Below are 12,444 nucleotides of genomic sequence, written 5' to 3'. Positions count from 1 at the left end.
TACAGACTCTATATAAATTATTCACGTATGACGCTTCACTGCGGAATCGTGGGTTTGCCGAACGTCGGCAAATCCACCTTGTTTAATGCACTGACAAAAGCAGCCATTGCGGCGGAAAATTATCCTTTTTGTACCATCGACCCAAACGTCGGCGTGGTTCCCGTACCGGATCCCCGATTGGACGCACTGGCCGAAATTGTAAAGCCGGAGCGCGTTGTACCGACGACCATCGAATTTGTCGATATTGCAGGCCTGGTAGCCGGCGCGTCTAAAGGGGAGGGGTTGGGAAACCAATTCCTCGCGCACATTCGAGAGACCGATGCCATTGCCCATGTCGTCCGCTGCTTCGAAGACGAAGATGTTGTGCATGTGGCAGGAAAAGTCGACCCCATTTCGGATATCGAAATCATCAACACAGAGCTGACTTTGGCTGATCTAGCTACGGCCGATAAAGCTTTGCAGCGTGTATCGAAATCGGCGAAATCCGGAAGCAAGGAAGATTTAGCAAAGAAGCAGCTGATTGAGAAATTGCTGGAACATCTCGATTCCGGTCAACCGGCACGAACTCTGCCGATGGAGGAAGAGGCCAGAGCGTTTGTTCGCGACCTGCATCTTCTTACGATGAAGCCGACGATGTACATCGCCAATGTACGCGAGGATGGATTCGAAAATAATCCCTACTTAGACCAAGTACGCGCCTTCGCAGAAAAGGAGGGGGCTGTGGTCGTGCCGGTTTGTGCAGCTTTCGAAGCTGAAATAGCGCAACTGGAAGATGATGAGAAAGGAGACTTTTTAAAGGAAATGGGATTGGAAGAACCGGGCTTGAACCGTGTCATTAGAGCCGCGTATCGACTGCTCAACCTGGCGACTTACTTTACGGCCGGAGTTAAGGAGGTACGGGCTTGGACCATCCCGATCGGAGCGACGGCTCCCCAAGCTGCGGGTGTAATTCACACGGATTTCGAACGCGGCTTCATTCGCGCCGAAGTCATTGCATACGATGACTTCATCGGCCATCGAGGCGAACAAGGCGCCAAAGATGCTGGAAAGTGGCGCCTCGAGGGAAAGGACTACGTCATGCACGATGGTGATGTAGTTCATTTCCGCTTCAACGTTTGAGTCTTAATTTAGTAAACGGCATTAGTCATCGAGGCACGCGATAGCAGTGTCGATCGATCTGTTTGTTGGAAGCGGTTCAGAAATGGGAGCCGCTTTCAACACTATGTATTTAGCCCGTGGCTTCTGATTTAACATAATATACATTATGCGTAATTAGCTTAATGGTAATCCGTCACTTACACCGGCGGTTCCGCTGGTTACGGTCATTCGTCCTTCAAACAATAACAACGAGAGGACAACATGAACGAGTTTTATTGTGTGCGCGCTAAGACGGGTTTCCAGTGCCCCAAGAAGGCCGCCGCGTTCCTGGGGGTGTCGGTCTGGACCGTGAAGAACTGGGAACGATCCGGCGCACCCGTCGCGATCATCAAACTGTTTCGGCTGATAGCCCAGGATCTCGGCTGAATCGGTAAGGATTGGGAAGGCTGTTACATCGCGGAGGACCGCATCATCGGCCCAGGACGGGCCTTCATCACGCCCGGCATGACCGGGCCTATCCGTACCTCGAAAGCGAACTGGAAGGACGCCGAGCCACCGATTTAGATCGTTGGAACCGTCGCCAGCGCTGGCGGCGTTGGCTCAACGAAGGCCGGGAACTAGTTTCCAACACCGAAACGCCCAATTTAGGCCAAGAGTGCCACCCATAGCACTAAGTCCGGGTTATTACTACTGACCCGAACTTCCCAAACTCGGACCAAAGCAGCTGAGGCTTACATCCTCAAGTTACCGAACAAACGCCGTGTTAGGTTTGCTTCTTATGTTTTGCGGAACCATGGCCTATATGTTCAGATAATGGTTGCTCAACAGCTAGAACAACCTCGCCCGTATCGGTATTAATTACCAGCTCTTTGTAATAATCATTCTTGCGGTCAATAATTCGTTCCTTTTCCATTAGATGTCCTGCTTCGCTAAATTCCTGGCCACGAAGTGCCTCGTGATCATATTTGCCTCGCCCTCTCTTCCCAATGCGCGAAACCCCTTTTGCGGCGACACGACCAACCTCAGCCTTGGCGGAGACGCCCACGAGTTGAACCGTTACATCTGATGAGTCTGTGTCTGTGTTGACTGCTAGATCCTTATCGATATGTTTGTCTATGAAATCCATAACCATTTCCAGTAGGCCTTTCATTCCAATCGCGAGATGGTGAACATTTTTGGCCAAGTCGTAAATTTCGTCATACTTGAAGGTCTTGGTCTCCAGCCCAAATGGAGAACCGTCGAATGAGTGACGGACAAACTTAATTGTTTGATCGTCATTGGCCTCCGTTAAATGACCGTGAATGAACCAATTACGAAATTTCGCGGCAGATTCTAACTGCTCTAGGACAGGGAGATACGGGGAGGCCCACTGCATAGTTTCTAGTCGCGTGAAACTCGCGCGCAGGTATGCTGCTTTCCGTCCAAATGCGCGAGGCCTGTACTTTTCTATGATCTTTCCATGAAAAAAGGTGTGGAAATAAGCAACTAACGCGTCAATAAGAAATTCGAGGTGGGCCCACTGCAACGTCACCTGACCAATGCATTCAGCAATGGCTTTTTTTCTTCTTACTTGCAGGCTTTCGCTCGTCATGTCATTCCTGATAATTCGATTATTCAACGTCTTCAACGAGACTGTAGAAAAACTCTGCTTTCGCGAATTTTAGGGTCTGTAGCTCATTGATTGTTCATTTTGAGTTTAGCGTTTTCCTACACCTTCAATGTGCGCCCTTAAAGGGCCGAGGAAAGTGCGCAGCGCTTTCCTCGGCCCCTATCTCGAAGGCATCGCTAGGGCCGTTGGGGGCAAATCTCTTCCAACTAAAACCCCGATAAAAAAATATGATTTACCACCAGATTCATACGGAATAAACTGAGCCGACAGAGGAAACTGACCAAGCGCGCCAATCGATCCCGTCATGGAGTAAATTCTTGGTCGCCAACGGAAGTTCGTCATAACCAACGATCGGCCGTTAATTTTCAGTTACGTAACGATTCGACTTCAGGTTGGAAATCTCAAGTCGCGCATCATTCAACAGCTTAATTACATCCGCCAACTCGCTTTGAACCTGGATCAGTTCCCGCTGCACCGATTCAAGCTCGGCGTTCATCCGCTCAACTTCATACCCATCAGCCCCCTTCCCTTTTTCGTCACGTAACGCCTGTAATTCGGCCTGCCTCTTGGCTCGCCATTCCGCCTGTCGCTGCGCATTGGTTTTTGCTTGACCAGTTGCAGGACGCCCCCGTCGACGTTGCAAGGGGGCACTTTTAACGGGCTGCTTATCAGTCTGGTCTTTCATTTCTCGTTACTAACGGTATTTAGCGAAGGCAGTTCTATTATAGTTACGTAACGACTAATTTCAAATATTTTTCATTACGTAACACCTATCGTTTACCGCAGTTGCGACATCGGACAGGAAGAGACGAAATGCGCCGATATCCAGCCCGAGCAGTAGAACTCGGAGCGTGAAGCCTTGTTGTGACAGCAAGAAAATCGGAGAAACTCCAATGCCAGGAAAAATCCGATCGGGAGCGGAGGAGGCGCCGGTTAAAACGTTTTTTAGTGAGAGGGACAGCTTGGATGCTCGAAGCGCGGAACTCCCCCGCAAATCGAGTGGGCGTTCGTTATCGGCAAATCCCGATGACGCCACGCTCCGCAAGCGATCGCAGGATCTCAGCGCCATGGCAGGCTAAAGCTTGAGGATCTGGATGCCCGATTTCCGCTGCCAACTTGAAGAGGCAATCGATCCCCCGCATCTCTTCTTCTTGTTGAAGAATCTGCAGGAGCCGGCACGTTACGGGGCTAATTTCCAAGAATTTCACCTTATCGGCACGGTCGCGATACACGGCAAGACAAGTGGGCTGGTCCGGTGGTTCGCTCGGCTGCTGCCCCGGGCCGATTTTGTGTACGGGAAATTGGTAAACCAAGGGCCAGGCAAGTTCCGACAGGTAAAACGTTTGCTCCAGCGGGTCATCAGCCGAGTCGATATTTCCTTGTGGCACCTCGCCTTCAGCGATGACTAAAGCCAACTCGGTCCACTCGTAATGCGCGAGTTCCAACAAATATGGCGGATCGCTAGGGCGGCTTATGTATTCATTCTGGAGATAATCCAGAAATTCTTCGGCTATTTTGGCAAAGTACGGCGTTTTACTTCGATGCCTTGCATAGAACGCCTGAACTAAAGCAAGCCAATCAGTCTTGCTCAAGATACTCTTAAGCACCGGAAAACCGGTTGCTAGAAAGTTCTCGATGTTGTTGAAGAACAGTTCTCGGTAAACCTTCATCCGTTCCGGCGCGGGTCCGCACGGAGGTGGATTTTGATGTGGTTCACGAATATATGCGGCAAACGCATATTGTATCTGTTGGAATGGAGCGATCCCTTTAGCCATAACGCCGAACAGGTTGCGACGATGCAGCCGTCTGAAGCGCTCGAATCCGTTGAACTTCAGAAAGAAGTTCGGATAAAGGAGGAATGTTGAAATCCCGCTCTAAAAGAGTCGGAAACACGCCGAATTTCTCATAAGCCATGCTCAGCAATCGCCAAACCGGATCTATAACCGTCGCGCCATGGGTGTCGACCAGAAAATCAACCGCCTCGACGTAGTGCCCCGCTACATGGGCATAGGCGATACGATGCGCCGGTATCGCGCTCAAAAACGCTTCCGCATCGTAGCCGTGGTTAACGCTGTTGACATAAATATTATTGATGTCGAGCAGCAGGTCGCAGTCAGCTTCTTCAAGCACCGCGTTGAGGAAATCGATTTCTTCGAGTTCTTTGCCCGGTGCGGCGTAATAGGAAATGTTTTCGATCGCTATCCGCCGCTCGAGAATCTCTTGAGTTCTGATGATGCGCTCAGCTGTGTATTTGACCGCTTCTTCCGTAAATGGAATCGGCATGAGGTCGTACAGATGGCCGTCATCTCCACAGTAACTCAGATGTTCGCTGTACAGGCGAATATGATGCCGGTCGAGGAAAGTCTTGAGCTCGGTGAGAAATTCTTCGTCAAGCGGCGCAGGACCACCCAGCGACAGGGATAATCCGTGACAGACGAAGGGAAACCGCTCGGTTAAGGTTCGTAGCTGTTTTCCGAGCTTCCCCCCTATTCTCATCCAATTTTCCGGTGCGATTTCGTAAAAATCGACCGATTCCGGCGGATGCTCGGTAAGCGGGCCAATGAAGGCCCGCCTAAGACCGAGCCCGGCGCCTTGGATGGCGAAATTCTTCATGTTCCCCGGAGGGTGGCAACACGAAGTCGCTTATTGTGGTTTCGTTTCCGTGCTGGGAGGCTGCGCTTGATCCGTTTTCATACCTGCACATTTGCCTTCCATTGCTTTTTTCTCCTGCTCCTGGCTTTGTTTTTTCATGGCGCCGCAATTCATTTCCTGGGATTTCATCATTTGCCCGCCGCATTTCCCCTCGCCGCATACCATTTCTTTTTGCTCCTTGCCGGCCTCTGCCACCTGCAGATAGCCACTATCCAAGTCTTTAATTCCAAATGGGTTTTCGGACGCATTAGCGACAGCGGACAAGGATGTTACGACAGCGGCTCCCATTACGGTTTTTAATACTCTTTTGCTCATTGCCTCTTATTCCTCTCAATCGATTTCGAATTGTCGAGCGCCACGCGCGCCAAACTGTTAGACATCAGGATTCAACAAAGCGGCAGGTCATTCTCCAGGACGGCACGTGCCGGGACGATATCTCCGTGTCAGACTTTGTTAAGTCCGTTATTCTCACACAATAAGCGAAAATTGTGCACTCTATCAGCCCTGAACCGCCGCCTTTTTCCTAAGCTGACGGTGCCAATTGGCCATCACGTTTCTCAGTTGCTGATGAAAATCTCGAAGTAATAAAGGGAACTGTGGCCGGAATGATATGGTCAGCAACTGAGCATTGAGCTATTCTCTCGATTCCATAATTCTCGATAAAGCAGACGCCTTAAAGAAGTTAAAGGCGCTTTTTGACAGGTAGACATAAAGACAAGTTCTGGGGCATGTATGTATTGTCAACATTGCGGAAAAGAGATTAAAGACAAAGCAGTGGTTTGTACGGGGTGTGGCCATCCGGTCGACAGCGTCGGAGACGTCGAAGGCAAAACCGTGGCAGGCGAGCCTTGGAATCTCTTGATGATGAGCGGTTTGATTGTTGCCACCTTGTTTGTGCCTCCGGTTGGCCTCGTCTTTGGGATAATGGGCCTGATGGATGAGGCGAAGAAGGTTCAAGGGGCGATTCTCACGACTATAGGCGTTTTCATGACCCTCCTTATGGTCGCGATCATTCTCGGTTTGTAGGTGTTCGGTAAGCCGCGAAAATAATTTCGCCAGATTATCTCGGCGCTTTTAATTCAATACATCGATTTTCGATCCGTCTGCCAGAACTCATTCGACCGGCTAACTTATTCTTGAACCCTGCTTTGATTATCCTGTCATAAATCTACGCGAAGGGCCTTGGGGTGTTCCGCCAAAAGAACTTCCTGGTTGTCGATGATAATGAGATCAACCGCATTCTCCTGACAACGCAGCTTTCCGATTTGGGCGCGCATGTCATCGAAGCAGGCAGCGGCATCAAGGCAGTCGAGAAAATCCGGACACACTATTTCGACTTGATTTTTCTCGATCTGCGCATGCCGGGAGTAAGTGGCTTCGACGTAATACAAGCCATTCGGATGGACGCTGAGTTTTTTAATCGAAATACGCCGATAATCGCAGTTACCGCCCATGCGCTTCCTCAACAGCGAAAGGAGATTCTCGAAGCTGGATTTTGCGACTGTCTGATCAAACCCATCTTGGAAGACCAGCTTTTGAGAGTCATCGACACCTGGCTGGGCGTCAGTGCAGGCCCATCACCTCGCACCACCCTACCCTCTGCCGATTCGTATGATCTTTATCTCGATGCGATCATCGAAAAAACCGGTGGTAACCGGGCACTAGCCGAAAAGCTCATGCTTAGACTGGCTCAAGAACTGCCTGAACAGCTAGCCGACGTGGAAAAAGCACTCTGTGATGATAATTACCGCCAAGCCAGAGAAATTACCCACAAGATCAACGGATCAGCGAGCTTCTGTGGTTTGTTTGGCATCAGAAAGGCAGCTAGCGAATTAGAAACCGCTCTGGTGGCATCACCGTCGCGTGACACCCTTCGCGAGTATCTCCGGGCAATGGAATGCGAGATCGGAGCGTTTCTCTCAAAGAAAATGGGTCTCGTAGGTGCATTGAATAATTCGTGAAGAGATTTTTCTCGGCACAAGCATTTGTAAATCCAACGGCGGGGAATATGCCTCAAAGCTTAAAGAGGTATTTCCGGTAGTATTGGAGTTCTGCAATCGATTCCAAAATATCGTCGAGAGCCCGATGCGAATTCTTTTTTCTAAATCCTTCTTTGAGATGTGGTGCCCAGCGCCCCGCCAACTCCTTCAGAGTCGATACATCGAGATTACGATAATGGAAATAAGCTTCCAATTCCGGCATCCATCGTGCGAGGAACCGCCGGTCCTGACAGATACTGTTGCCGCACATCGGCGATGCTCCGGCGGGTACCCACTGTTGCAGAAATGAGAGCGTAAGCTTTTCGGCATCCGATTCGGCCGTGCGGCTCTCCCGGACCCGATCGATTAATCCGGATTCCCCATGGTGTTTCTTGTTCCAATCGTCCATGCGAGCAAGCGCTTCATCGCTTTGAAAAATCGCCAATACCGGCCCCTCAGCCAAAACATTCAAATCTTTGTCGGTCACCACCGTCGCAATCTCGATAATATGGTCAGTTTGAGTGTCGAGGCCGGTCATCTCCAAGTCTACCCAGATGAGGTTTTGTGAATCTTGTGCCATGAACGTTCCTTTATTATGGAGGGAATGATGGTGATGGGACTCATCGCAGTTATGCTCTAAGCTCCGCGTGAAAACGGCGAGCTAAGGGAGTCATTAACCGAGAAATCTTGTCAGGGATTTTACCAAAGGCTAAGCTGTAAAGCCGATATAGAGAAACCAAGCCCCTAATCCGATGAACATGTTCACTGTCCTATTTCTCGTGACGCTCGCCCTTGCCTTTGCTATCGAGTGGTGGCTGTCGCATCGGCAGTTGGCTTACGTCCGCACTCATAGGGATGCGGTTCCCGACGCGTTCAAAGACACCATTTCGCTAGAGGCGCATCGGAAAGCGGCAGATTACACGATAGATAAAGCGCGCTTGGCAAACGTCGATCGAATAGTCGGCTTGGTGATCTTGTTGCTGTTTACAGTCGGTGGCGGCATCGACGTCGTGAATCGATTTTGGGCAGGCTTCGAGTTGTCCCCCCTCGTTACGGGGATCGCCGTGATTCTCTCAACGATGCTTTTGATCAACCTGTTCGAGCTGCCCATAAGCCTCTATCAAACTTTCGTGATCGAGGAGCGCTACGGCTTTAACCGCAATACGCCCAAACAGTTCATCACCGATCTATTGCTCCAAACCGGGTTAAGTTTGGCTATCGGCGGACCTTTGCTCGCTTTGATACTGTGGATCATGCAGAGCGTGGGAAATTATTGGTGGCTCTTGGCGTGGTCGATCGTGATGGGGTTTTCCATTCTGATGAGTTGGGCCTTTCCTACTTTCATCGCACCTTTGTTTAACAAGTTCACGCCGCTCGAAGATGAGACGCTGAAAAAGCGCATCGAAACTTTGCTGGACCGGTGCGGCTTTCAAAGCAAGGGTATCTTTGTAATGGACGGCTCACGTCGGTCCGGGCATGGAAACGCCTATTTCACTGGAATTGGAGACAGCAAGCGTATCGTTTTCTTCGACACCCTGATCAATTCTCTAAATCATGATGAGTTGGAGGCGGTATTGGCTCACGAGTTAGGCCATTTTCGGCGTAAGCACGTATTGAAAATGCTTGTTGCGAGCGCGCTGATTACACTTACCGGCTTCGCCCTGCTGGGGTGGCTAAGTGGACAGGACTGGTTTTACAGTGGCCTTGGGGTAAGCAGCCAATCGAATGCTCTTGCGCTTCTTCTATTTATGCTGATCGCACCGGTATTCGCCACGTTTTTGCAACCGATCATCGCTTATTTTCAACGACGCCATGAGTTCGAAGCAGACGACTTCGCGGCTTATTACACCAGGCCGATCTATCTCATCAATGCCCTCGTCAAGCTCTATCGCGACAACGCCAGTACCTTGACGCCGGACCCCTTGTATTCTGCCTTCCATTACAGCCATCCCCCCGCGTCGATTCGTATCGCTAACTTGTCGGCCAAGTCTTCATAAGACTGCAGATGAATAGAGGGCGGAATAGCAGAACCGTTACGTCAAAATCTGCTGCTCCGGGCTCTCCGTTCCGTGAGGGGCTCGTGATCGCTCACCTAGGCCAAGGCTTGGCCGTCGAAGGATCACCGGGTGACATAATCCTTTGCCACACCCGGAGGCGCTTGGGCTTCGCCACAGTGGGAGATCGTGTGTTGTGGGAGCCGAGCGAAGGGAATCTAGGGCGGGTTGTGGAAATTCTACCCCGCCGAAACGTACTGACCCGCCCTGGCCATAACGAAACCATACGTCCGGTGGCCGCCAATCTCGATCGGGTTTTCGTGGTCGTTGCCGCCGAACCGGAACCCGATTGGTTATTGGTCGATCAATATCTGGCCGCTTGCGAGCGCCGAGATCTCCGCGCAGCATTTATCTTCAATAAAGTCGACCTACTCCCGAGCCAGGCGGTGGGGGAAGGCTTATTGGCTGATTATCACGGAATCGGCTATGACTCCTTTCTAGTCAGCGTCAGGACCGGCGAAAGGCTCTCCGAGTTGCGAAAAGAGCTTATCGGACAATGCAGCATGCTGGTCGGACAATCGGGCGTAGGCAAATCATCGCTCACGAATGCGCTATTACCGGATAAGCAACTCCAGACACGAACGCTTTCGGAAAAGACGAGTTTGGGTCGGCACACGACGACCACGGCAACCCTTTACCATCTTCCAGATGGGGGAGACCTCATCGATAGTCCGGGAGTCTCGGTCTTCGGTCTGGCTGAAATGAGCATTCGTGACCTGGCATCGGGCTTTCGGGAGTTTCGTCCGTGGATACCCCGTTGCCGGTTCAACGATTGCAGGCATATCAATGATAAAGGCTGCGCCGTGCGGGAAGCAGCGGAGACCGGCGCCCTGCCCTATGCTCGCTATGAGCGCTATCTAAAGCTCATTGAAAAGCTTCCGCCATCGCAAAGACCATAGCGGAAGTCGAAAACTGCCTGTAACTTGGGGCTCTTACGCGTTCGGATGTTCAGGCATTTTTTGAGGGGTATCGTCGATCGATTAGCCGCAAGGCCTTTACTGTGCCGCGTGGAAGCGTGACCGAGTCCAAAACGACAATTATCCTTGCTGGAGGAGACTGCGCAAGTCGATAGTCGCGGCGTTGGCTCTAGCAATGTAGTTAGCCAAAGTGAGTGAATAATTGGCGAATAAGCCAAAACCGCCACCGTTTAGAATGACCGGGCTCAAATATGTGGCTTGGCCATCCTCGAGTTCATGAGTAATTTGCTGCAGCGTCACCGAAGCGGTTTTATTGCCGAGAATGTCCCTGAAATCGAACTCGATGGCTTTGAGAATATGCATCGCCGCCCAAGTATAGCCGCGTGCTTCGAAGAAAACGTCGTCGATAATCAGCCAAGGCGTCCTGGTGACGACGGTACGACGCTCATCGGCACTGACTTGCCTGGTGTCGCCCGCACTGGCACTTAAACGATTGGAAAGGCTACCCAACCGTTTTTCCAACACCTCTAAATATTGGCGCAGATTGTCGGCACGGGAATAAAAGTTCGCGTCACGTTTCATCAAACGCAAGCGGTAACTTTCAAGCGCCTCGATTCCTTTTTCGTATTCCGACTCGGATGAAGGCAGCTGCCACGATTTGTGATCGAAATAGAAAAAAGGCTCGGCTCTTGCCAGATCCGGATCTTCTCGTGACTGGGTTTGAGCCCGTGCGATATGGTTACGGAGTGCCGTGGTCGCGTCGCGCAACGCCGTAAGAGCGCCGTACTCCCAGGAAGGAATGTTGTCCAACAAAACCCCGGGTGGAAAGACGTCGTTAACCAAAAGACCGCCCGGTTTCCTTAGCAACGTGTCCCCGATTTGCACAAGAGCGGAGGCATACGTGTATCCGAGAGGCAATTCTTTTGGATTCTTGACATTCCCGTGCCTTGCGGCTATTTCGAGTACGTCGAACTTACTGGGTTCTTTACTCCAGTACCATGAAACGGCGACGAAAATCAGCACGACCACAACCGCTAACGCACCGATTACCCAAATGAGCCCTTTTTCGGTCGTCGTTTTGGGGGTGAATACTCCCTTAATTCGCGAACCGAGTGATTCCGGCCGACTTTCGGTTTGTTCTGGCACTGACATGAATAAAGCCCTTTAGCGGTTCCCCGAATCAAACCATTATAGCGTAAAGGTTCTGCTTAAGTCACAGAAGAACCCGGACGCCGCCTTTTCGCACGAGGATGTGACTGATCGTATACGGCCGCCAAATGCTGAAAATCGAGATGGGTGTATATCTGCGTGGTACTGAGATTGGCATGTCCAAGTAATTCCTGCACGGCCCGCAAGTCTCCGCTGGACTCCAGTATGTGGCTCGCGAACGAATGTCTGAGCATGTGCGGATGCACGTGTTCAGGCAAGCCCAGCTTGCGTTGCCAGCGTTCAAGGCGCAACTGAACCGTTCGACCGGCGATTCGGTTCCCTCTCTTGCTGACGAACAACGCCTTCTCTCCGGCGTGCGCGTAGCGAGATCGCAAGACCAGCCAGCGCTCGATGGCTTGGCAAGCGCATTGACCGACCGGTAGGATGCGAGACTTCTGTCCCTTACCGTGCCTAACCAGCATGGATCCAGCGTTCAAATCCAGATCTTGAATTTCGAGCGAAACCAGTTCGCTCAATCGTAGGCCCGAGGAGTAGAAAAGCTCCCACATGGCCACATCGCGAATCTCCAGTTCGTCATCTTGCTCACCTTCCAAGAGCCCCGTCATTTGATCGGCATCCAATAGCGCCGGCAGTTTCCGCGGCGATTTGGGAGGACGTATTCCGCGTGCGACGTTGTCCGGAACTTGGCGTCGTTTCACCAAAAAATTGAGGAAGCTGCGGATCGCCGACAGTTCTCGTTGAAGGCTCCGGCTGCTCAGCCCCTCGATATGACGGGAAGCGATATGGTCCCGAACATGCCGAGGGATTAAAGCGTCCCAGCACGGTATGCCATGAACGTCGCAGTATCGCTTTAGCTGCCCTAGGTCGCGTGAATAATTGGCCAAAGTATGTGGGGATACCCGCTGCTGAAATCGCAGAACATCGAGAAAATCGGTAACCTGCTGTTCCGCGTCTTTTTGCATCAA

General features: G+C 51.3%; 14 protein-coding genes. 6 read left to right on the top strand and 8 right to left on the bottom strand.

Annotation, left to right across the window (positions count from 1 at the left end):
• The first annotated feature begins 27 nt into the window (after positions 1 to 27).
• On the top strand, positions 28 to 1,119 hold the full coding sequence (gene ychF, locus ACR2R1_RS03370) for a redox-regulated ATPase YchF (protein WP_077732554.1): 1,092 nt from the start codon (positions 28 to 30) through the stop codon (positions 1,117 to 1,119).
• Positions 1,120 to 1,359: 240 nt separating this feature from the next.
• Complete coding sequence (locus ACR2R1_RS03365; protein WP_156881191.1) at positions 1,360 to 1,524, top strand: hypothetical protein; 165 nt, start codon at positions 1,360 to 1,362, stop codon at positions 1,522 to 1,524.
• A gap of 337 nt (positions 1,525 to 1,861) precedes the next feature.
• Here the strand turns inward: ACR2R1_RS03365 and ACR2R1_RS03360 are convergent, their stop codons facing one another.
• The 5 genes from ACR2R1_RS03360 to ACR2R1_RS03340 all read right to left on the bottom strand — a co-directional run bounded on the left by ACR2R1_RS03360 (position 1,862) and on the right by ACR2R1_RS03340 (position 5,674).
• Positions 1,862 to 2,689 (bottom strand): hypothetical protein, encoded by an 828-nt coding sequence (locus ACR2R1_RS03360; RefSeq protein WP_139841114.1) that lies wholly within the window; start codon positions 2,687 to 2,689, stop codon positions 1,862 to 1,864.
• A gap of 376 nt (positions 2,690 to 3,065) precedes the next feature.
• A complete protein-coding gene (locus ACR2R1_RS03355; protein WP_347257475.1) occupies positions 3,066 to 3,392 on the bottom strand; it encodes a hypothetical protein in 327 nt (108 codons plus the stop codon).
• 325 nt (positions 3,393 to 3,717) lie between these two features.
• The gene (locus ACR2R1_RS03350; protein WP_434112654.1) at positions 3,718 to 4,482 is read right to left on the bottom strand and encodes an HvfC family RiPP maturation protein; all 765 of its coding nucleotides are present in this window, start codon (positions 4,480 to 4,482) and stop codon (positions 3,718 to 3,720) included.
• Positions 4,475 to 5,320: an HvfB family MNIO-type RiPP peptide maturase gene (locus tag ACR2R1_RS03345; RefSeq protein ID WP_077732559.1), complete on the bottom strand. Its 846-nt coding sequence runs from the start codon at positions 5,318 to 5,320 to the stop codon at positions 4,475 to 4,477. The genes ACR2R1_RS03350 and ACR2R1_RS03345 overlap by 8 nt, the downstream gene beginning before the upstream one ends.
• Positions 5,321 to 5,350: 30 nt before the next feature.
• Positions 5,351 to 5,674 (bottom strand): HvfA family oxazolone/thioamide-modified RiPP metallophore, encoded by a 324-nt coding sequence (locus ACR2R1_RS03340; RefSeq protein ID WP_077732560.1) that lies wholly within the window; start codon positions 5,672 to 5,674, stop codon positions 5,351 to 5,353.
• A gap of 417 nt (positions 5,675 to 6,091) precedes the next feature.
• Between ACR2R1_RS03340 and ACR2R1_RS03335 the strand changes: the two genes are divergently transcribed.
• Entirely contained in the window at positions 6,092 to 6,385 is a 294-nt protein-coding gene (locus ACR2R1_RS03335; RefSeq protein WP_077732561.1) for a zinc ribbon domain-containing protein, read from the top strand.
• 161 nt (positions 6,386 to 6,546) lie between these two features.
• A complete protein-coding gene (locus ACR2R1_RS03330) occupies positions 6,547 to 7,320 on the top strand; it encodes a response regulator (protein ID WP_077732562.1) in 774 nt (257 codons plus the stop codon).
• A 52-nt stretch (positions 7,321 to 7,372) separates the two neighbouring features.
• On the opposite strand, the gene orn is transcribed toward ACR2R1_RS03330, so the two are convergent.
• Positions 7,373 to 7,918 (bottom strand): oligoribonuclease, encoded by a 546-nt coding sequence (gene orn / locus ACR2R1_RS03325; protein ID WP_077732563.1) that lies wholly within the window; start codon positions 7,916 to 7,918, stop codon positions 7,373 to 7,375.
• A gap of 250 nt (positions 7,919 to 8,168) precedes the next feature.
• Here orn and ACR2R1_RS03320 point away from each other — a divergent pair, with 250 nt between their 5' ends.
• Positions 8,169 to 9,335: a M48 family metallopeptidase gene (locus tag ACR2R1_RS03320; protein ID WP_434112651.1), complete on the top strand. Its 1,167-nt coding sequence runs from the start codon at positions 8,169 to 8,171 to the stop codon at positions 9,333 to 9,335.
• 8 nt (positions 9,336 to 9,343) lie between these two features.
• A complete protein-coding gene (rsgA, locus tag ACR2R1_RS03315) occupies positions 9,344 to 10,291 on the top strand; it encodes a ribosome small subunit-dependent GTPase A (RefSeq protein ID WP_434112649.1) in 948 nt (315 codons plus the stop codon).
• A gap of 138 nt (positions 10,292 to 10,429) precedes the next feature.
• On the opposite strand, the gene ACR2R1_RS03310 is transcribed toward rsgA, so the two are convergent.
• Positions 10,430 to 11,455, bottom strand: a complete 1,026-nt coding sequence (locus ACR2R1_RS03310; RefSeq protein ID WP_434112647.1) for a DUF2333 family protein — start codon at positions 11,453 to 11,455, stop codon at positions 10,430 to 10,432.
• Between the two features lie 62 nt (positions 11,456 to 11,517).
• Entirely contained in the window at positions 11,518 to 12,441 is a 924-nt protein-coding gene (gene xerC, locus ACR2R1_RS03305; RefSeq protein ID WP_077732567.1) for a tyrosine recombinase XerC, read from the bottom strand.
• Positions 12,442 to 12,444 lie beyond the last annotated feature (3 nt).

It is taken from the genome of Methylocaldum sp. GT1TLB (assembly GCF_051027445.1).
Taxonomy (GTDB): Bacteria; Pseudomonadota; Gammaproteobacteria; order Methylococcales; family Methylococcaceae; genus Methylocaldum.
The sequence above is the reverse complement of the archived record's forward strand: the minus strand, read 5'-3'. Positions and strand labels throughout refer to the sequence as shown.

Bases quoted from the DNA above. Each gene is read 5' to 3' on its own strand.
- orn (WP_077732563.1), bottom strand. From the start codon at position 7,918: ATGGCACAAGATTCACAAAACCTCATCTGGGTAGACTTGGAGATGACC.
- ACR2R1_RS03355 (WP_347257475.1), bottom strand. From the start codon at position 3,392: ATGAAAGACCAGACTGATAAGCAGCCCGTTAAAAGTGCCCCCTTGCAA.
- ychF (WP_077732554.1), top strand. From the start codon at position 28: ATGACGCTTCACTGCGGAATCGTGGGTTTGCCGAACGTCGGCAAATCC.
- xerC (WP_077732567.1), bottom strand. From the start codon at position 12,441: ATGCAAAAAGACGCGGAACAGCAGGTTACCGATTTTCTCGATGTTCTG.
- ACR2R1_RS03340 (WP_077732560.1), bottom strand. From the start codon at position 5,674: ATGAGCAAAAGAGTATTAAAAACCGTAATGGGAGCCGCTGTCGTAACA.
- rsgA (WP_434112649.1), top strand. From the start codon at position 9,344: ATGAATAGAGGGCGGAATAGCAGAACCGTTACGTCAAAATCTGCTGCT.
- ACR2R1_RS03345 (WP_077732559.1), bottom strand. From the start codon at position 5,320: ATGAAGAATTTCGCCATCCAAGGCGCCGGGCTCGGTCTTAGGCGGGCC.
- ACR2R1_RS03350 (WP_434112654.1), bottom strand. From the start codon at position 4,482: ATGGCTAAAGGGATCGCTCCATTCCAACAGATACAATATGCGTTTGCC.
- ACR2R1_RS03360 (WP_139841114.1), bottom strand. From the start codon at position 2,689: ATGACGAGCGAAAGCCTGCAAGTAAGAAGAAAAAAAGCCATTGCTGAA.
- ACR2R1_RS03365 (WP_156881191.1), top strand. From the start codon at position 1,360: ATGAACGAGTTTTATTGTGTGCGCGCTAAGACGGGTTTCCAGTGCCCC.
- ACR2R1_RS03335 (WP_077732561.1), top strand. From the start codon at position 6,092: ATGTATTGTCAACATTGCGGAAAAGAGATTAAAGACAAAGCAGTGGTT.